This window comes from Pedobacter deserti (assembly GCF_024436415.1).
GTDB lineage: Bacteria > Bacteroidota > Bacteroidia > Sphingobacteriales > Sphingobacteriaceae > Pedobacter > Pedobacter faecalis.
Window position 1 is genome coordinate 1340123 of sequence record NZ_JAFMZQ010000001.1, and the last position, 18640, is coordinate 1358762.

Sequence of the window (18640 nt, forward strand, 5' to 3'; positions counted from 1 at the left end):
GGATTATAAGGTTTTACTGCGTAAAACAAAATTTGAGCCGAGGTATACCCGTCTCACCATCTCGTTTGCGGCCAGTACTTCAGGTGTGCCCGATTCGAGGATTTTTCCTTCGAAAAGCAGATAGGCGCGGTCGGTTATAGATAGCGTTTCCTGAACATTGTGGTCGGTGATCAGTATCCCGATATTTTTTTCTTTCAGTTTGGCGACGATGGTCTGTATTTCCTCTACCGCGATGGGGTCTACCCCGGCAAAAGGCTCGTCGAGCAGTATGAAGTTAGGACTTGCGGCAAGTGCCCTTGCGATCTCGGTTCTGCGCCGCTCACCTCCCGACAGGAGGTCGCCGCGGTTCTTGCGGACCTTGTGCAGACTGAACTCGCTGATCAGTTCTTCCAGTTTTTCGTGTCTCTCTTCTTTACCCATGCTGGTCATTTCGAGAATGGCCATGATGTTGTCTTCCACCGAAAGCTTCCTGAAAACGGATGCCTCTTGTGCAAGGTAGCCGATGCCTTTCTGGGCGCGACGGTACATCGGGTCGCTCGTAATGTCTTGGTCTTCCAGATAGATATGGCCTTCATTGGGTTTAATAAGGCCAACGATCATATAAAATGAGGTGGTTTTTCCGGCGCCGTTAGGGCCCAGCAAGCCTACGATTTCGCCCTGACTAACGTTAAAGGACACGTCGTTAACTACAGTCCGCTGTTTATATTTCTTGATCAGGTTCTCAGCTCGTAATATCATCGAGGTTATGGTTATCCATTTTAATAGCCTTAATATTTAGTTGCAGGCGCCTTTCGCCCCGCCAGACATTTTCTTCAATTGTATAACAAACAGAAAACGGCTGATTTGGTTGTAAAATATGCTCGTACCCGGCAAGGCCGAATGCTATCCCTTCAAAAATAATGGAATTTTGTTGTTTTAGCGTCAATTTCAAATGTTTTGTGCCGACGACCTTAGGAGGGTACACGATATATACCTGATTGGTCATGAACAGGGGTGCAGGGTTGTGCGGACCAAAGGGTTCCATTCTGCCAATGATGCGCTGGAACTTTGGCGTGATTTGAGAGAAGGAGATCTGAGCATCTATTTTCAGTTCCGGACAAAGCATGCTTTCTGTGATAGTCTGGCTCACAACTTCCTCAAAGCGCTCAGAAAAGGCTTGCATTTTTTCGGGCCTCAGTGTAAGTCCCGCGGCAAACTTATGGCCGCCAAACTGTTCCAGCAGATCTTCGCAGCGCAGTAGTGCTTCATACAGATCGAAACCTTCCACCGAGCGTGCCGAACCGGTCAGCATGCCGTTCGAGGCAGTTAGCACAATGGTGGGGCGGTAGTAGTTTTCAATCAGCCGCGATGCTACAATGCCGATGACGCCCTTGTTCCAGGCCTGGTTGTAAACAACAGTGGTTTTTTTGCTGGTCAGGATCTGACAATCGGCAATAAGTTCTAGTGCTTCGGCGGTGATGCTTTTGTCTGAGTTTTTGCGGTCGGCATTGTGGCTATCTATAAACTGACTCCGTTCTCTTGCCGTTGTCTCCTCGGTGCAGATCAGCATGTCTACGGCATGGCGACCATGATCCATGCGTCCGGCAGCGTTAATTCGTGGTGCGAGAGAAAAGACTACATCCGTGATCGTAAAGGGTTTTGGTCGCCCCGATACTTCCATCAATGCTTTGAGCCCGGTGCAGGGATCATCGTTCAGCCGAAGCAATCCGTGATGTGCCAGTACCCTGTTTTCGCCAACGATGGGTACAATATCGGCCGCTATGCTAACCATCACCAGATCGAGGTAGCACAGGTAACGGCTTTCTGGCAAGCCATGTCTTAAACTGTAAGCCTGAGCCAGTTTAAAACCGATCCCGCATCCCGAAAGCTCCTTGAACGGGTAATTGCAGTCGGCCCGCTTGGGATCCAGGACGGCTATTGCGTCTGGCAGTTCCTCGCCGGGGGTGTGGTGATCACAAACGATGAAGTCAATGCCAAGCTTGTTTGCGTAGTCAATCTTATCTACGGACTTTATTCCGCAATCCAGCGCTATGATAAGGCTGAAGCCCTGGGCTGATGCATAGTCGATGCCCGCTGTGGATATGCCGTACCCTTCCTTGTGGCGGTCGGGTATATAGTAATCGACACGCTGTGTTAGCCCGCTGAGGAAACTGTAGACCAGCGCTACGGCCGTGGTCCCGTCTACGTCGTAGTCGCCATACACCAGGATTTTCTCTGAACTCGCAAGTGCAAGGTCTATTCTGTTGACAGCCTGGTCCATCTCTCTCATTAGGAAAGGATCGTGCAGTCTGGATAATTCCGGCTTAAAATAGCTGCGGGCTTCTTCAAATGTGGTGACTCCGCGCTGGACAAGAACCTGGGCCAGACTGTCGTCGATATTAAGCTCCTGTGCCAGAGATTTTGAAAGCGTTGTATCTGCGTTCGCTGCCCGTACCCATCTTTTTTCCATTCAGGTTTCCTTATCTTTGCGTTCGATATCGTAAAGATATCATTAATCTTTTGTTCCAACTAATATTAAGCCATTGGAAGTTTTTACTTTGTTTGAGGGTTCCTACTCTGTAGCTGCTGATAAGAAATTTATACCGTTTGATCCAAAAAAGGATAATCCAAAAGACCGTCCTGCCTCGTTATTTATACATGTCCAGCCTTTTCTAGTTAAACTTGATGAGCGCCTGGTGCTGATTGATACGGGCCTGGGATATAGTGATGACAGCGGGGTAATGTTGTTGCATGAAAACATCAGAAAGGCTGGCTTTAGTCCCGACGACGTGGATCTTGTACTTATGTCGCACCTGCATTTCGACCACTCGGGTGGCATGGTTCATTGGCGAGGCGAGGAGATGGAACTGAGCTTTCCGCATGCGACCTATGTAATACAGCAGGGTGAGTGGGAGAGCGCTTTTACAAGTCCGTCTTCATCGTATAAGACGGAGATATTCGAATTTCTGCAGCGAAATGCCCAGCTGAAGTTTGTGGAAGGATCGGGAAGGCTGACTGACAAGATCAGTTATGAGTTGACGGGAGCCCACACGCCATATCATCAGGTGTTCCTGTTGGAGGAAGCTGGAGACAAAGTATTTTTCGGGGGAGATGTTCTTCCCGAGCCGGAGGAGCTGCTCAGAAAGTTTATTGCCAAGTATGATTTTGACGGAAGGAAAGCGATGGAACTACGTGAAGCGTTTGGTACCCGTGCTGCCAGCGAGCACTGGAACTGTCTGTTCTATCATGGTAAGTCGCGCACTACTGGTTTTGTCTCACTGCAGGACGGACAGTTCAGCATTCGGTAAGTAAGGGCTAAAAATCTATAAGACGCAGCAGTTCGGAGAGTCGGTCTATAGAAAGCGGTTTGGAGATAAAGCCCTTTACTGTTCTGAATGACTTCGCCTTTTCAATGTCATTCTCGTATACAGAGGAGGATAGCATATAGATGTGGACATTTTTAGGGGCATCCAGCTTTTCGTAGGCCGACAAAAAATCCCAGCCGTTGAGTACAGGCATGTTAATATCGACCAGGATAAGTTGCGGGAAGGTACTGCCCGACGATATCAGGCCTGAAAGATAATCAAATGCCTCCTGCCCGTTGCTGCTCGAGGAAAAGCTTACTTCAAAGCCGGTTTTCTCGAGTATCTTTTTTATAATGAATATGTTAATATCGTCATCATCAATGGCGAGAAGATGAATCTTGTTTTCTGTCATATGGTGTCATCCTGTGTGTGTACTAAGATAAGAAAATCCCCTGCCTTTTTATAGACAGGGGATTTAATTTATCTTGTGTATTACTTTTTGGCTACCAGTTTGACGGCAAGCTCAAACTCGTCATAGATCATTTTATCGCCCACATCAGGGAACATACCTTTAGAACGATATTTGATGCCAAACTTGGTGCGGTCGACCACAATCTTCTCTGCTACGGCAGTAACGGTTCCATCGCTATTCCAGGCGATTGTTGCCGGGAAGGTGATGGACTGGGTAACACCCTTGATGGTCAGGTTGCCGGTGATATTCACCTTGTTGCCCGACTGGGCCAGCTTCTTGATAGCAAAGGTAGAGGTGGCGAATTTGTCGACGCCGAAAAAGTCATCAGCCTTTAAGTGGCCTTCGAGCCGCTCACTCTTATCCGCATCTTTGATGGTTGTCATATCGATCACAAAGTTTCCGCCTGAAAGCTTCTTCCCGTCGAACAGCAGGCTGCCTGATTGAAGGGCAATAGTGCCATTATGACCGCCGGTCAGCTTCTTTCCTACCCATGTGATAGAAGATTTTTCTGTATCTACTGTATACGATACTGGCTTAGCAACCGGTTTTACAAAAGCGGTGGAAATGAACGCAACGAGTAGAAGCGCCAAGGATGTGGTTTTTAGTTTCATATTGTCTTTTAATGGTTTATTCTACCCCTAAGTTAAGCATAAGTTTCTTCATAACTTTCAATTGGCAGACAAGCGCAAACCAATGACCTGTCGCCATACGAATCGTTTACACGACCAACTGATGGCCAGAACTTGTAGGCAGCGACGTAAGGCAGCGGAAATGCTGCTGTTTGTCTGCTGTAAGCATGCTCCCATGCGTTGCCCGTAACTACGGTAGCAGTGTGCGGTGCGTTCTTTAACGGGTTGTCCGCCTTGTCAGATTCGCCTGACGCGATCAGGTCGATTTCCCCTTTTATAGCGATCAGTGCGTCGCAGAAACGGTCGAGCTCATGCTTAGGTTCACTTTCTGTTGGCTCAACCATTAGTGTGCCGGCTACAGGGAAGGAAACGGTAGGTGCATGGAAACCATAGTCCATTAGGCGTTTGGCGATATCTACCACTTCGATGCCCAGGTTTTTAAAGCTGCGGCAGTCGAGGATCATTTCGTGTGCGCATCTTCCGTTGGCACCGCTGTAAAGAACAGGATAATGCTGCTCCAAACGGGCTTTCATATAGTTCGCGTTCAGAATCGCATAGCGGGTAGCATTGGTTAGTCCTTCAGCGCCCATCATAGCGATGTAAGCATGTGAAATAATCAGGATAGACGCTGAGCCCCATGGCGCAGATGATACGGCATGGATGGACTTGCCCTGGTAGATATTCACTACGGCGTGTCCTGGCAGGTATGGTACCAGGTGTTTAGCGACACCAATGGGGCCCATGCCCGGACCTCCGCCGCCGTGTGGTATACAGAAGGTTTTGTGCAGGTTAAGGTGACAAACATCGGCGCCGATATTGGCCGGACTTGTAAGCCCGACCTGTGCGTTCATGTTTGCACCATCCATATACACCTGCCCACCGTTCTCATGAACGATGTTACAGATGTCGATTATGCTTTCTTCAAACACACCGTGTGTAGAAGGGTAGGTAACCATCAGACAGGACAGGTTTTCTTTATGCTGCTCTGCTTTTGCCTTGAGGTCTTCTACGTCGATGTTGCCGTTCTCGAGCGACTTCACCACCACGATCTTCATGCCGGCCATTGCCGCAGAAGCCGGGTTGGTTCCGTGAGCAGAAGAAGGGATCAGGGCAATGTTGCGGTGCCCATCCCCGCGATCTTGATGATATGCCCTGATCACCATCAGTCCGGCATACTCTCCTTGTGCTCCTGCATTTGGTTGTAAGCTCATGGCCGCAAAACCGGTGATCTCACTCAGCCATCTGTCGAGCTCATTAAATACCGTATAGTAGCCCGCAACCTGGTCTGCCGGGGCAAAAGGATGTATCCTGCCGAATTCCGGCCAGGTAACAGGGATCATTTCGGTTGTAGCATTCAGCTTCATGGTACATGAACCCAGTGCGATCATTGAATGGCAAAGCGAAAGATCTTTGCTTTCCAGTGATTTTATGTAACGCAGCATCTCGTGCTCCGAATGGTGCGAGTTGAATACGGGATGGGTAAGATATTCGGAAGTACGCAGCAACGAGGAAGGTATTACTGTTGCAAGCTGCTGGTCGGCCAGCTCCACTGCATCCCCTGCAATGGCTTTCACTTTGGCAAAGAGCTTAACGAGCAGTTTTACATCTTCAGGAGTGGTGGTCTCGTCGAGCGCGATGGTGACGGTACTACCATTGTAGTGTAAATTGATCTCGTTGTCGAGGCACTCACGATGAATAGAGTCGACGAGCTCGCCCAAATCGAGCTGTACGGTGTCGAAATAAGCTTTGTTGAGTTGCTTATACCCAATCTTTTCGAGTGAACGGGATAGCGTAATGGCCAATCCGTGTGTGCGTTCAGCAATAGCGCGCAAGCCTTTTGGTCCGTGATACACAGCATAAAAGCCAGCCATGATGGCAAGCAGGGCTTGTGCAGTACAGATATTAGAGGTAGCCTTATCGCGACGGATGTGCTGCTCACGGGTCTGCAGTGCCATGCGTAATGCATAATTATTGTTGCTGTCTATGGTAACACCGATGATCCGGCCTGGGATAGAGCGTTTGTATTCTTCTTTAGTGGCAAAATAAGCAGCGTGCGGTCCGCCAAAACCCATTGGTACACCGAAGCGCTGTGTAGTGCCTACAACAACGTCAGCTCCCCATTCTCCGGGAGGGGTAAGCAGGGTGAGGCTAAGCAGATCGGCGATTACCGTAACTTTAACGTTTTGAGCGTGAGCTTTCTGAGCAAAGTCTGTATAATCATATACTTCCCCGTTGCCGGCAGGGTACTGAATAGCAGCACCAAAGAATGCGTCGGTTGGCTCAAAAGTAAGGTGGTCGCCAATAACCAGCTCGATGCCGTAAGGGTTGGCTCTTGTTTTTAAAATATCGATGGTCTGGGGAAACAGGAGTTCTGATACAAAGAACTTCGTTGCCTGCTGATTTTTACGCAGACTGTATTGCATAAACATGGCTTCGGCCGCTGCGGTGCCTTCATCAAGCAGGGAGGCGTTCGCGATTTCCATTCCTGTAAGGTCGATAACCATGGTCTGGAAGTTTAACAAGGCCTGCAGACGCCCTTGCGCGATTTCAGCCTGGTAAGGGGTATATTGTGTATACCATCCCGGGTTTTCCATAACATTACGCAAGATCACGCCCGGTGTAAGCGTATCGTAATAGCCCTGTCCGATATAAGATTTGAACACCTTGTTTAACGAGGCCGTTTGCTTCAGGCTGTTTAAATAGGCAGTTTCAGACTTTGCCGCGGGCAGGTTTAATGGTTGTTTCAACCTGATCTTGGCGGGGATGGTCTGGTCAATCAATTCGTCTACAGAGCCAACGCCGATTGTCGCGAGCATATCTTCTGTGTCCTTCTGATTTGGCGCGATGTGACGGTCTTTAAAGTCTTCTTGGTAATGAATGTTTAAGTTCATGAAAATCTATGAATAAAAGTTGCGCAAAGGTAATAAAAATACCGCAACTCACTAGGGCTTAAGCTGTCTTAAATACTGCTGAATGGTATTTTCCAGGCCAAGGTAAAGGGCGTCGCTGATGAGCGCGTGGCCGATACTTACTTCGAGGAGTCCGGGGATACTGGCAGCAAAATACTTTAGGTTGTGCAGGTCGAGATCATGCCCGGCATTAATGCCAAGTCCGAGTTCGCTGGCCTTATGTGCAGCAGCGATGTAAGGTAGTATGGCTTTCTCCCTGTTGTTGTAGTAATTGTGCGCGTAGGCTTCGGTGTATAATTCAATACGGTCGGTCCCGGTTACTGCCGCGCCTTCTATCATTTCCACTACCGGATCAACAAAAATGGAAACCCTGATACCGGCAGCTTGAAAGACTGCAACCATTTCTTTCAGATAATCCCTGTGCTTTACCGTGTCCCATCCATGATTGGAGGTAATCTGGCCCTCTGCATCGGGAACAAGCGTTACCTGTGCTGGTTTGTTGGCCAGTACTAGGTCGACAAACTTCTGCTCGCTGCAGTTGCCTTCAATATTGAACTCCGTCACAATGGCAGCTTTTAAGTCGTACACATCCTGGTAGCGAATGTGCCGCTCGTCGGGGCGGGGATGTACCGTGATGCCCTCGGCACCGAAGCGTTCACAGTCGAGCGCCACCTTGAGCAGATCCGGATTGTTGCCTCCGCGACTGTTGCGCAGCGTGGCGATCTTGTTGATGTTTACGGATAGTTTTGTCATGTACAAATATAAGAAATGGGGATACCGTTAAAAACAACATCCCCATTTTATGACGGTTGGCCGCCGGTTAGTATCTGTAAGCTTCAGGCTTGAAAGGGCCTTCGACTGCTACGCCGATATATTCTGCCTGATGTGGATCAAGCGTATCTAATTCAGCGCCGATTTTAGCCAGGTGCAGACGTGCTACTTTCTCATCGAGAAGTTTAGGTAGCACATATACCTTGTTTTCGTATTTGTCGGAGTTGGTCCACAATTCCAGCTGTGCAAGTGTCTGATTGGTGAACGAATTTGACATAACAAAGCTTGGGTGGCCGGTGGCGCAACCCAGGTTCACGAGGCGACCTTCTGCCAGCAAAATGATGTCTTTCCCATCGATGGTATATTTGTCGACCTGCGGCTTAATTTCCACCTTGGTGTCGCCATAGTTTTTATTAAGCCAGGCTACGTCAATCTCGTTATCGAAGTGACCTATGTTACAAACGATGGCTTTGTCTTTCATGGTTTTGAAATGTTCGCCGCGAACGATATCGCAGTTGCCGGTAGTGGTCACGATGATGTCGGCCTCTTTAACCGCATTGGCGAACTTTTGAACCTGATAGCCTTCCATAGCTGCCTGTAGCGCGCAGATCGGGTCGATCTCAGATACGATAACGCGTACGCCCTGTGAGCTCAATGATTCAGCAGAACCTTTACCTACGTCGCCATACCCCGCAACAACAGCAACTTTGCCTGCCATCATGACGTCAGTTGCACGACGGATTGCGTCGACCAGTGATTCCCGGCAACCATATTTGTTGTCAAACTTTGATTTGGTTACAGAGTCGTTTACGTTGATAGCAGGAAGGTGCAGCGTGCCATTCTTCATGCGCTCGTATAAACGGTGTACGCCGGTGGTGGTTTCTTCCGACAGTCCTTTGATCCCAGCGATCAGTTCAGGGTATCTGTCGAATACCATGTTTGTTAAATCGCCGCCGTCGTCGAGTATCATGTTCAGGGGTTGGCGTTCAGGGCCAAAGTGTAATGTTTGTTCAATACACCAGTCGAAACTTGCTTCGTCGAGGCCCTTCCAGGCATAGACCTGGATTCCTGCTGCAGCAATAGCAGCGGCCGCATGATCTTGGGTAGAGAATATATTGCATGATGACCAGGTTACTTCAGCACCCAGTTCAACTAGTGTTTCAATCAGTACCGCGGTCTGGATGGTCATGTGTAAGCATCCGGCGATGCGTGCGCCTTTTAAAGGTTTTGATGGTCCGAACTCTTCGCGTAACGACATCAGGCCGGGCATTTCTGCCTCTGCCAGTTCGATCTCTTTTCGGCCCCATTCTGCCAGTGAAATGTCCTTAACTTTGTAAGGAACGTAAGTTGTCTCTACTGATGACATATTGCTGTTTATTTAGTATTTTATGTACGCTGCAAAGTTAGGCAATAGTTTAGCTAATTCAAACAGCCCGAAATGGCGGCGGGTGGCCTCTCTTATAGTGGTTCTAAATTTTTTTTATTTGAAAATCTGCGAGTTGAAAATTCTCTTTCAAAAAAAAATCGCTTCTGTTTGCAGTTATGAAAAATCTGCGTAGATTTGCATTCCATTTCAAAGGAAGCTTTGGTAAAGGAGATTGCCTGATAGTATAATGGTAGTACGACGGTTTTTGGTACCGTTTGTCTAGGTTCGAATCCTGGTCGGGCAACTAAATAATATTCGGATTGTGAGAGATACGCAATCCGATTTTTTTTAACAAGTACTGTTATTGTTTAACAATGCCTTTGCAGTTTAACCCAGTTAAGCTTTTTGCCGGAAGTGGTACAAAAGATTTAGCGCACAAAATTGCCGAAAGTTACGGTAAACCTCTTGGTAGCGTAACATTAAGTAAATTCAGTGATGGCGAATTCCAACCATCATACGATGAAAGTGTACGTGGGTGTGATGTATTCCTGATCCAATCAACTTATCAGCCTTCAGATAATTTAATGGAGCTTTTGCTGCTGGTTGACGCGGCAAAGAGGGCTTCTGCACATTATATTACGGCTGTTGTTCCGTATTATGGTTTGGCCAGGCAGGACAGGAAAGATAAGCCGAGGGTAGCTATAGGCGCCAAACTGGTGGCCAACCTGCTGAAGTCGGCCGGGATCCACAGGATTATGACGATGGACTTGCATGCGGCGCAGATACAGGGCTTTTTTGATATTCCCGTAGATCACCTTGACGGGTCGGTGATTTTTGTTCCGTATATAAAAAGCTTAGGTCTGGAGAATCTGGTTATTGCGTCGCCCGACATGGGTGGGTCTTACCGGGCACGTACTTTTGCCAAGTTTTTTAACGCCGAGGTGGTGATCTGCGACAAGCGCCGCAAGCGTGCCAACGAAATTGAATCAATGTCGATCATCGGGGATGTGACCGGAATGGACGTGGTGCTTATTGATGACATTTGTGATACGGCGGGTACGCTGGCGAAGGCAGCCGGGCTGATCATGGAAAAGGGAGCGAAAAGTGTACGTGCGGTGTGTACGCATCCGGTATTGTCGGGTAAGGCTTATGAGACTGTTGAGAATTCGGCCCTTACGGAATTGATCGTGACGGACACCATTCCTTTGAAACAAGAGAGTTCAAAAATCAGGGTGCTGAGTACGGCTTCCTTGTTTGCAAGGGCGATCGCCAATGTGAACGAGCATGAGTCGATCAGTAATCTGTTTAGAGTTTAGCAAATTATTAATAAACAACATAAAAATGAAAACAATCGCAATTAGCGGTTCTCCAAGAGAGAACGTAGGGAAACGCGATGCTAAAGAGCTTCGCTATGAAGGCAAGGTTCCTGCAGTATTGTATGGTGGTAAAGAGCAAAAGCACTTTGCTGTAGTGATCACTGAACTTAAAGAAGCTATCTATACCCCCGAGGCAAACTTTGTAGAAATTGATCTGGGTGGTGAAAAAATTAAAGCGGTAATTAAGGAATTGCAGTTCCACCCGCTTACTGACGTGCTTCTGCACGTGGATTTCCTGCAACTGTTTGACGAGAAGGCAATCACAATGGAAATTCCTGTGAAATTGACCGGAACTTCCCCAGGTGTAAAAATGGGTGGTAAACTGGTACAGAAATTACGTAAGCTTCGTGTAAAAGCTTTGCCTAAAGACATGCCACAGGCTGTTGAAGTAAGCATTGCTAAATTGGAAGTTGGTAACCTGTTCCGTGTACGTGATCTGGAAAAAGGTAACTACACCGTGACTAACACACCTGAAGATACCATCGTTTCTGTAGGTATGTCTAGAGCATTGAAACAAGCAGAGCAGGAAGCTAAGAAGAAATAAGTTTTTCCGCAATGCAATAGAAGGGCAGTTCCTTGTGGAACTGCCTTTTTTTTGAAAGTCTGCTTTCGGAAAACTGTTATCTTTGGTGCCAATGAAATATTTGATAGTTGGACTTGGAAATATTGGGCCGGAATACGCCCATACGCGACATAATATCGGCTTTGATATCGCTGACGAATTGGTGAAACAGTTGGGCGGCACTTTTTCAAATCTGAGACTTGCATATTACTCGGAAGTGTCTTTCAAGGGTAGGAAGCTGTATGTGATTAAACCTACAACCTATATGAATTTGAGTGGCAAGGCGGTGAATTACTGGATGAACGAACTGCGGATCACTCTGGAAAATGTGCTGGTTGTAGTGGATGATCTGGCTTTGCCGCTGGGTAAACTGCGGTTGAAACTTCAGGGCAGCAGTGCCGGCCATAACGGTCTTAAAAGCATTGAAGGTTTATGTGGCGGACAGGGATATCCAAGACTGCGGTTTGGGATTGGCGATAACTTTGCAAAGGGCAGGCAGGTTGACTACGTGCTGGCACCATTCGATAAGGATGAGCAACCCGAGCTACCAGCTTTAATAGCCAAAAGCACAGAGCTGATCAAGAGTTTTGTAACCATAGGGCCGGCGCAAACGATGACGGCGTTTAACCAGTAGTAAGCCTGCTTAAGGTGTCATGCAGAGCTTTCAGTTCGAAGGGCTTACTGATGACTGCATTCGCTCCGGCATCAATGGCGGTTTTCCTGTCCTCATCCATTGCTGCCGCAGAAAAGGTCACGATAGGCACCTGCTCTTTTCCCGGAGCATAGCCTGCCCGGACTAATCTGATTGCCTCCAGACCGTTCATGACCGGCATATAAGTATCCATAAGGACGATATCGTACGCATGAGCTTTGATGTGGTCAAGAGCATCCTGGCCATTTTCAACGACGTCCGGTTTGATGCCCCAGTCCTTCAGAATCTTAACGATGAGGAATTTGTTGATCGGATTGTCTTCTGCTACCAGCACTTTGAGGTCTGCAAACGAGCTGAATTTTTCTTCTGCTGACGGACTTGCTTTGATCTCCTTAAGGATTTCATAGCGGTTTGTGAAGGAGAAGGTGCTTCCCCTATTTTCCTCGCTGCTTACTTCAAGTGTCCCGCCTTTTAGCTTCGCAAGGTTCTTGACGATGGACAAGCCAAGGCCTGTGCCTCCGAACTTGGCTGTAGTCTGTTCATCTGCCTGTTCAAATATTTCAAATATCTTATCGATATTCTCTTTGGCAATACCTATACCGGTATCGATAACGGAAAATTTGATGTTTGCGGTATTGCCTTTAAGGTCTAGTACGTCTATCGCGAGCGTTACACTGCCGTCTGTGGTGAATTTTATGGCGTTACCAATCAGGTTCATCAGAATCTGCGTGAGCCTGAGGGAGTCGGCCAACACATATTTGGGGAGTTGCGGACTGTACTTTTTAATAAGGTCTACATCTTTCTCTTTCGCTTTTATGCTAAGGAGGTTGACCACGTTGTCGCACATGTCGACCAGGTTGACTTCGGTCCGGTTGATTTTAAATTTGCCTGCTTCCATTTTAGAAAGGTCCAGGATATCGTTAATGACGCCAAGGAGCGAACTGGATGAAACCTCCAGCAGGTTCATCATTTCACGCTGCTCCGGGCTGAGTTCCGTTTTACTCAACAATTGTGCAATGCCAATGATTCCGTTAATGGGTGTGCGGATTTCATGACTCATGTTTGCGAGGAAATTTTCCTTGATGCGCTTCCCCTGCTCAGCCTGTTCTTTCGCCAGGATCAGTTCTTTCTGATAGGTCTCAAGGTCTTTGTTTGTTCGCTTAAGATCGCGCTGGTAACGCACCATTTGTATGAATGAATCCACTTTTGCGGAGGTGATGTACGGGTCAAGCGGTTTATAAAGATAGTCGACCGCCCCGGTGTTTAGGCCTTTAACTGCATATTTGGTTTCCTTAGATATGGCTGTTACGAAAATGACCAGTATGTCTTTTGTGCGCGGATTGCTTTTCAGAATTTCTACAAGTTCAAATCCATCCATTTCAGGCATTTGAACATCAACCAGGGCGATCGCAATATCCATTTCCCAGGAAAGACGTAGAGCTTCATTAGGATTCGTTGTACTTATCAAATTGATGTCGTTCCTTTCCAGAAGCGCTTCCAGCGTAATAAGGTTTTCCGGTCGGTCATCAATAATGAGTATGTTGATCTTTTCCATGGTATCTGACTAGACTATTTTCTGATAGATGTTATTCTTTTTGTCGATTATCTTAAATTTTTGCGCCTCTGTATCCCGTAAGCTTTCTTTCGGACCTAAACACAAAAAACCAAAATTAGCTAAACTGTCGTAAAGTAGGTTAATTACTCTTTTTTGGAGTTCGGTGTTGAAATATATGAGGACATTTCGACATGAGATTAACTGAAATTCGTTAAAAATGCCGTCTGTAACGAGGTTATGTACGGAGAAGAGGAGGTTTTTTTTGAGATACTGATTAATCGTCGCGGCATCGTACCTGGCGGTGTAATAATCGGACAATGACTTTTTTGGATTGGTTTTAAGGTAGTTTTCTGAATAAAGTTTCACTTTAGCAAGGTCGTATATGCCCGACTTTGCTTGTTTTAGCACGTGCGCATTAATATCGGTACCATAGAAGAAAGATCGATCATAGAGGCCTGCTTCATCAAAAAGGATTGCAAATGAATAAAGCTCTTCACCCGATGAGCAACCGGCATTCCACACTTTAATCCTTTGATAGGAGCTTAGGTATGGTACGACGTTCGTGGACAAGGAATTGTAAAAGCTGGGATCTCTGAACATTTCAGTGACGTTGACTGTAATCTGGATGAGGAAGGACTCGAAATAGTTTTCGTTATTGACGAGTACAGTCTGCAGGTCAGCATAGCTCAGTCGCTGGAGCTCCATGATCCGGCTGACCCGGCGCTTCAATGATGCTGCCGCGTAGCCGCTGAAGTCGAACCCGTGTAAGTTTTTGACGAGTTGAACCAGCGCGGAAAGCTGGGGGTAGGTAATGGTTTCGGGATGATTATTCATAAGTTGTTAACTAAGCCATACCCTGAGCATAGAGACCAGTTTGTCGATATCTACCGGCTTGCTGATATAATCATTAGCCCCGGCTTCAAGGCATTTGTCGCGGTCACTTTTCATGGCTTTGGCCGTCAGCGCAATGATCGGTAGTCGCTCATATGTTTTATCGGTCCTAATTGTCCGCATGGCCTCATAGCCATCCATCTCTGGCATCATAATGTCCATAAGGATCAGGTCGGTGTCGGGATGATCCTTAAGTTTTCGGATGGCTTCCATGCCGTTATGTGCAATGGCGATTTGAAGTTCGTAACCCTGTAGTGCGCTCGATAGTGCAAAAATATTTCGCATGTCATCGTCTGCGATCAGAATCTTTTTGTTTTTTAATGCTTTCTCGAGCGTGGAGACCGGTTGCTGATGCTTGGTGCTGGATGGGAACTTATCGGTAGCATCCAGTTTGTTCATGAACAAGCTGATCTCGTCGATAATCCGATCGTTCGACTTTGATGATTTCAAGACCAGTGCATCCGTATATTTCAGAATACGGGTCATTTGATCATCGGTCAGTTCCATAGAGGTATTGATAACAACAGGTACCTGTTGTGCTTTGGCTTTGATATGATCAAGCAGATCGAAGCCAGAGATGTCAGGTAACTTCAGATCGAGGATGATGCAGTCGAAGGCATGTTGGCTCAACAGGTCCAAGGCCTCTTTACCGCTATAAGCCGGATAGACTTCAGCTTCACGTTGCTGAAGCTGCCGGGCAAGTATTTCGCTTTGCAGTTCCTGATCTTCTATAAGAAGCACTTTGCGTGGCTGGTTGGTGGCAAATGTTGTTAGTTTGCTGAATATAACATCAAGCTCTTCTTTTTCCACAGGTTTTTTCAGGAAACCAACGGCACCTTTTTGTTGTGCCAGATTTTCTTTCTCGTCTCCGGCCGACATGATATGTACCGGGATGTGTTTCGTGGCTGGGTCGGACTTAAGCTTTTTAAGAACCGTCCAGCCATCCATTACGGGAAGGATAATATCAAGAATAATGGCGTCAGGAAGAAGCTTTTGTGCGCGATTCAAGCCTTCATCGCCACTATGTGCAAGTATAGCTTCAAACCCCCTTTCTTCTGCGTAGCTTTTCAGGATGTCAGCAAAGACCTGATCGTCCTCAATAATCAGTATCCGCCGTACCTGCGGTGTCTGCTGCGTGGCATGCTCTAGATGGATTTTGGTATTTAGCAGCATTTCACCGGCAGCCTGGTCAGAAGGGTGGTCTGACTGAACTTGATGCGGTGCAGTTTCAGGCAAATACAGTGTGAAAATGCTTCCTTTGCCCGGTTCACTCATGACCCGCAGCTCGCCTCCCAGCACGAATGCAAGCTCTTTGCTGATGGAAAGCCCCAGCCCCGTACCGCCATATTTGCGGCTCGTAGATCCGTCGGCCTGCTTAAAGGCCTCAAAGATAAGTTGCTGCTTGTCGTGAGATATGCCAATGCCAGTGTCTTTAACTGAAAATGCGATCACATTTTCTCCAGCATTGCTGAGGTTCGACGAGAAAAACTCTGTCTGTTCGGGCCGCCCGATGTTTAACGAGATTTCGCCTTCCTCCGGGGTAAACTTGAAGGCATTTGAGAGTAGGTTTTTGATGATTTGCTGCAGGCGGAGATCGTCGGTAAGTATAGTTGTGGGCAGGTCGGGTGATATACTTGTATTGAATTTGATCTTTTTGCTGTTGGCCACTTCTGTAAACAATGATTCAATATCGCTTTTGACATTTTGTAATGGAACTTGCTCTATGGAAAGCTCGATTTTACCTGATTCGATTTTTGACAGGTCGAGGATGTCGTTAATCAGTGTAAGAAGCTCACTGCCTGCGTTATGGATCACCCCGGCATATTTGATTTGTTCGTTGTTGAGATTTTCTGAGCGATTTTCTTTAAGGATTTTTGCTAGGATGAGAATGCTGTTCAGAGGCGTTCTGAGTTCATGGCTCATGTTGGCCAGAAATTCTGATTTATACTGGCTGGAAAGTTCGAGTTCCCGGGCCTTTAAACTCATTGCCTCTCTGGCCTGGTTTACGACCAGGTTCTGCTCTTCCAATTGACGAGCTTTTTCTTCGAGTTCAGCATTGGTTTGCCGCAGTTCTTCCTGTTGAACCCGCAGTTCTTCTTCTGATGCTTGAAGTTGCTCAGATTTGTGTGTAAGTTCTTCGTTGGCTGTTCTTAATTCCTCCTGCTGGCACTCGAGTTCCTCCGCCTGACTCTGGGTCTGGTCGAACAATGCCTTCATTCTGATTCGGGCCATGGCACTATTGAGGGCAATACCGATGTTCTCTGTGATATTGTTCAGAAAGGCTAGTACGGCTTCATCGGGCGAAGCGATCATTCCAAGTTCGATAATGGCGATCGTTTTGTTCTGGAAAAGAACGGGCACTATGACAATATTTCTCGGATCGGTTTGACCTAGCCCGGAACTTATGTTCAGGTAACCCGAAGGCAGGTTGGATAGAATTTTTAGCTGCTGGTCACGTGCACATTGTCCGATATATCCTTCCCCCATGTGGTATACCTTTTCGGTGTCGGCGATGTTGCAGGCATAGCCACCTGAAAATGTAAAATCCTCACCTGAGCCAGACGATACAAAGATACATCCTACCTGAGCTTCTATATGCTTGCACACGGCTGTGGTGATCCTGTCACCAAGCTCGTTTAACTCCTGTTCTCCGCGCATTGCTACGTTGACCGCGCCGGCACCCCGGAGCAGCCAGTTTTTCTGCTCATTGTCGGCCGAGATCTTCTCAAGTCTGAGGTTAGACTCACGGATATGTTCCTCCGTAAGTTTTTGCTGATCAAACGTGCGCTTGATATACGAGAAAAGGAAGAGGATGAGTCCGAAAATGATGAGAGCGCTTACGAGCACGATGAGGCCGCTTCTTTTACTGCTGCTTTCAGTTGCTGCCGTTCGCTTAGCCAATAACTTGTATTCCTCCGAGATCATTCTTTGACTGATGTTGAATATCCGGTTTTTATAGAGCTGGCCTGTTCCCGACATCACGCGTGCCGAACTCGCCGCCGAGCCTTGCTCCTCATGAAGTTTCAGCACAAGTTTCATCTCATTGACCTTATCCAGTGCACGCATATAAAGGGAGTCGGCCAGACGGACCTGTTCTGGATTTTCCTGAATAAGCTGGCGCAACTTTTTAACCGTTGGCAGGATTTTGTCTGCGCTGTTATTATAGGGGATAAGGTATTTTTTTTCTTTGGCTATGACGTATCCTCTCATCCCCGTTTCGGCATTTAAGACTTGTGTCTCGACTTCCTTTACCAGATTGATCACATCGTACGTATGTGTTTGCCATTTTATATCCTTTTTCATCACATCAATACTGACATAGGACGTAATTGCCGAAAGCAGAACGAATAATAATGAGATAGCAAAACCTGTAAAGACCTGCTGCTTAAAGGATAAGTTTACCATATGCCCGACATTTATTATGATTCATAACCTTTGGCAATAATAATCAATATATCTGGTTCGGAAATACCTCAGGCTGTTTTACAGGATGAGTGTTTGTAGCGACTGGCTATATGTTTGTCCGACGGGAAGGGGCTGCGTTCCTAACCATACCTGGTATTTGTCAAATTTAGTGATTCGGTCTCTTGCTACGGCATAGGTTCTGTGAATGCGGACAAAACTGTTAAGGGGCATGGAATTGAGCATGTCGTTAAAGGGTAGGCGGGTACTAAGGGTTTTGTTGCTCGTTAAGACGAGCCTTGTATAGTTTCCGGAGGCTTCGATATACAAGATATCGCTTAAGTTTACTTTGACTTGTTCGTATCCGTCTTTTATAAAGATGCTGGTGGGAGTGTGCGCATGGGATGTGCTGCTCCTGAACTGGTACAGATCAAGAGCCTTGTTACAAGCTTTAAGAAATCTGGATAGGGAGAATGGTTTTAGCAGATAGTCTACTGCGTTTAGTTCGAATCCGGTTATGGCATGCTCCGAATAAGCGGTTGTGAATATAACCATAGGCTTGTGTGACAAGCTGTTGAAAAAATCGATCCCACTGATGTCCGGCATTTTAATATCCAGGAAAATAAGGTCGACCTGGTTGGCCTGGAGGTACTGGATTGCTGAAAAAGCGTTCGTGAAGCTAGCACTGAGATTAATAAAGGGAACTTTAGAGGCGTGCGATTTTACTACGTCCAGCGCGATGGGTTCGTCGTCTATGGCAATTGCGATCAT

At 47.0% G+C, this 18640-nt stretch carries 15 protein-coding genes and 1 tRNA gene; 5 read left to right on the forward strand and 11 right to left on the reverse strand.

Annotated features, from left to right (window positions below; all coding sequences use genetic code 11):
* Positions 1-3: 3 nt before the first annotated feature.
* Both lptB and recJ read right to left on the reverse strand, forming a co-directional pair.
* The gene (gene lptB, locus J3P40_RS05985; RefSeq protein ID WP_256003796.1) at positions 4-738 is read right to left on the reverse strand and encodes an LPS export ABC transporter ATP-binding protein; all 735 of its coding nucleotides are present in this window, start codon (positions 736-738) and stop codon (positions 4-6) included.
* A complete protein-coding gene (gene recJ, locus J3P40_RS05990) occupies positions 722-2449 on the reverse strand; it encodes a single-stranded-DNA-specific exonuclease RecJ (RefSeq protein ID WP_256003797.1) in 1728 nt (575 codons plus the stop codon). Before recJ ends, lptB begins: the two co-directional genes overlap by 17 nt.
* Positions 2450-2522: 73 nt before the next feature.
* On the opposite strand from recJ, the gene J3P40_RS05995 reads away from it, so the two are divergent.
* Complete coding sequence (locus J3P40_RS05995; RefSeq protein ID WP_256003798.1) at positions 2523-3287, forward strand: MBL fold metallo-hydrolase; 765 nt, start codon at positions 2523-2525, stop codon at positions 3285-3287.
* A 7-nt stretch (positions 3288-3294) separates the two neighbouring features.
* Here the strand turns inward: J3P40_RS05995 and J3P40_RS06000 are convergent, their stop codons facing one another.
* The 5 genes from J3P40_RS06000 to ahcY all read right to left on the reverse strand — a co-directional run bounded on the left by J3P40_RS06000 (position 3295) and on the right by ahcY (position 9431).
* Positions 3295-3696, reverse strand: coding sequence for a response regulator (locus J3P40_RS06000; protein ID WP_256003799.1), 402 nt, complete (start codon positions 3694-3696; stop codon positions 3295-3297).
* A gap of 80 nt (positions 3697-3776) precedes the next feature.
* On the reverse strand, positions 3777-4367 hold the full coding sequence (locus tag J3P40_RS06005) for a YceI family protein (RefSeq protein WP_256003800.1): 591 nt from the start codon (positions 4365-4367) through the stop codon (positions 3777-3779).
* Between the two features lie 32 nt (positions 4368-4399).
* Positions 4400-7276 carry an aminomethyl-transferring glycine dehydrogenase gene (gcvP, locus tag J3P40_RS06010; protein ID WP_256003801.1) on the reverse strand — a complete coding sequence of 959 codons (2877 nt, stop codon included), beginning with the start codon at positions 7274-7276 and terminating at the stop codon, positions 4400-4402.
* A gap of 51 nt (positions 7277-7327) precedes the next feature.
* A complete protein-coding gene (locus J3P40_RS06015; RefSeq protein ID WP_256003802.1) occupies positions 7328-8047 on the reverse strand; it encodes a pyridoxine 5'-phosphate synthase in 720 nt (239 codons plus the stop codon).
* 67 nt (positions 8048-8114) lie between these two features.
* Positions 8115-9431: an adenosylhomocysteinase gene (ahcY, locus tag J3P40_RS06020; protein WP_256003803.1), complete on the reverse strand. Its 1317-nt coding sequence runs from the start codon at positions 9429-9431 to the stop codon at positions 8115-8117.
* Between the two features lie 233 nt (positions 9432-9664).
* Between ahcY and J3P40_RS06025 the strand changes: the two genes are divergently transcribed.
* The 4 genes from J3P40_RS06025 to pth all read left to right on the forward strand — a co-directional run bounded on the left by J3P40_RS06025 (position 9665) and on the right by pth (position 12003).
* Positions 9665-9735 (forward strand) — tRNA-Gln (locus tag J3P40_RS06025).
* 70 nt (positions 9736-9805) lie between these two features.
* Positions 9806-10747, forward strand: coding sequence for a ribose-phosphate pyrophosphokinase (locus J3P40_RS06030; protein ID WP_256003804.1), 942 nt, complete (start codon positions 9806-9808; stop codon positions 10745-10747).
* Positions 10748-10772: 25 nt separating this feature from the next.
* On the forward strand, positions 10773-11351 hold the full coding sequence (locus J3P40_RS06035; RefSeq protein WP_256003806.1) for a 50S ribosomal protein L25/general stress protein Ctc: 579 nt from the start codon (positions 10773-10775) through the stop codon (positions 11349-11351).
* Positions 11352-11442: 91 nt separating this feature from the next.
* Entirely contained in the window at positions 11443-12003 is a 561-nt protein-coding gene (gene pth, locus J3P40_RS06040; RefSeq protein WP_256003808.1) for an aminoacyl-tRNA hydrolase, read from the forward strand.
* Here pth and J3P40_RS06045 read toward each other — a convergent pair.
* The 4 genes from J3P40_RS06045 to J3P40_RS06060 all read right to left on the reverse strand — a co-directional run bounded on the left by J3P40_RS06045 (position 11993) and on the right by J3P40_RS06060 (position 18640).
* The gene (locus J3P40_RS06045) at positions 11993-13576 is read right to left on the reverse strand and encodes a hybrid sensor histidine kinase/response regulator (protein ID WP_256003811.1); all 1584 of its coding nucleotides are present in this window, start codon (positions 13574-13576) and stop codon (positions 11993-11995) included. The two genes, pth and J3P40_RS06045, sit on opposite strands and share 11 nt — an antisense overlap.
* A gap of 9 nt (positions 13577-13585) precedes the next feature.
* Positions 13586-14410, reverse strand: a complete 825-nt coding sequence (locus tag J3P40_RS06050; protein WP_256003812.1) for a CheR family methyltransferase — start codon at positions 14408-14410, stop codon at positions 13586-13588.
* Positions 14411-14416: 6 nt separating this feature from the next.
* Positions 14417-17872, reverse strand: coding sequence for a response regulator (locus J3P40_RS06055; RefSeq protein WP_256003813.1), 3456 nt, complete (start codon positions 17870-17872; stop codon positions 14417-14419).
* 78 nt (positions 17873-17950) lie between these two features.
* The gene (locus tag J3P40_RS06060) at positions 17951-18640 is read right to left on the reverse strand and encodes a LytR/AlgR family response regulator transcription factor (RefSeq protein ID WP_256003814.1); all 690 of its coding nucleotides are present in this window, start codon (positions 18638-18640) and stop codon (positions 17951-17953) included.

Bases quoted from the DNA above. Each gene is read 5' to 3' on its own strand.
- lptB (WP_256003796.1), bottom strand. From the start codon at position 738: ATGATATTACGAGCTGAGAACCTGATCAAGAAATATAAACAGCGGACT.
- recJ (WP_256003797.1), bottom strand. From the start codon at position 2,449: ATGGAAAAAAGATGGGTACGGGCAGCGAACGCAGATACAACGCTTTCA.
- J3P40_RS06000 (WP_256003799.1), bottom strand. From the start codon at position 3,696: ATGACAGAAAACAAGATTCATCTTCTCGCCATTGATGATGACGATATT.
- J3P40_RS06005 (WP_256003800.1), bottom strand. From the start codon at position 4,367: ATGAAACTAAAAACCACATCCTTGGCGCTTCTACTCGTTGCGTTCATT.
- gcvP (WP_256003801.1), bottom strand. From the start codon at position 7,276: ATGAACTTAAACATTCATTACCAAGAAGACTTTAAAGACCGTCACATC.
- J3P40_RS06015 (WP_256003802.1), bottom strand. From the start codon at position 8,047: ATGACAAAACTATCCGTAAACATCAACAAGATCGCCACGCTGCGCAAC.
- ahcY (WP_256003803.1), bottom strand. From the start codon at position 9,431: ATGTCATCAGTAGAGACAACTTACGTTCCTTACAAAGTTAAGGACATT.
- J3P40_RS06030 (WP_256003804.1), top strand. From the start codon at position 9,806: ATGCCTTTGCAGTTTAACCCAGTTAAGCTTTTTGCCGGAAGTGGTACA.
- J3P40_RS06035 (WP_256003806.1), top strand. From the start codon at position 10,773: ATGAAAACAATCGCAATTAGCGGTTCTCCAAGAGAGAACGTAGGGAAA.
- pth (WP_256003808.1), top strand. From the start codon at position 11,443: ATGAAATATTTGATAGTTGGACTTGGAAATATTGGGCCGGAATACGCC.
- J3P40_RS06045 (WP_256003811.1), bottom strand. From the start codon at position 13,576: ATGGAAAAGATCAACATACTCATTATTGATGACCGACCGGAAAACCTT.
- J3P40_RS06050 (WP_256003812.1), bottom strand. From the start codon at position 14,410: ATGAATAATCATCCCGAAACCATTACCTACCCCCAGCTTTCCGCGCTG.
- J3P40_RS06055 (WP_256003813.1), bottom strand. From the start codon at position 17,872: ATGGTAAACTTATCCTTTAAGCAGCAGGTCTTTACAGGTTTTGCTATC.
- J3P40_RS06060 (WP_256003814.1), bottom strand. From the start codon at position 18,640: ATGATCGCAATTGCCATAGACGACGAACCCATCGCGCTGGACGTAGTA.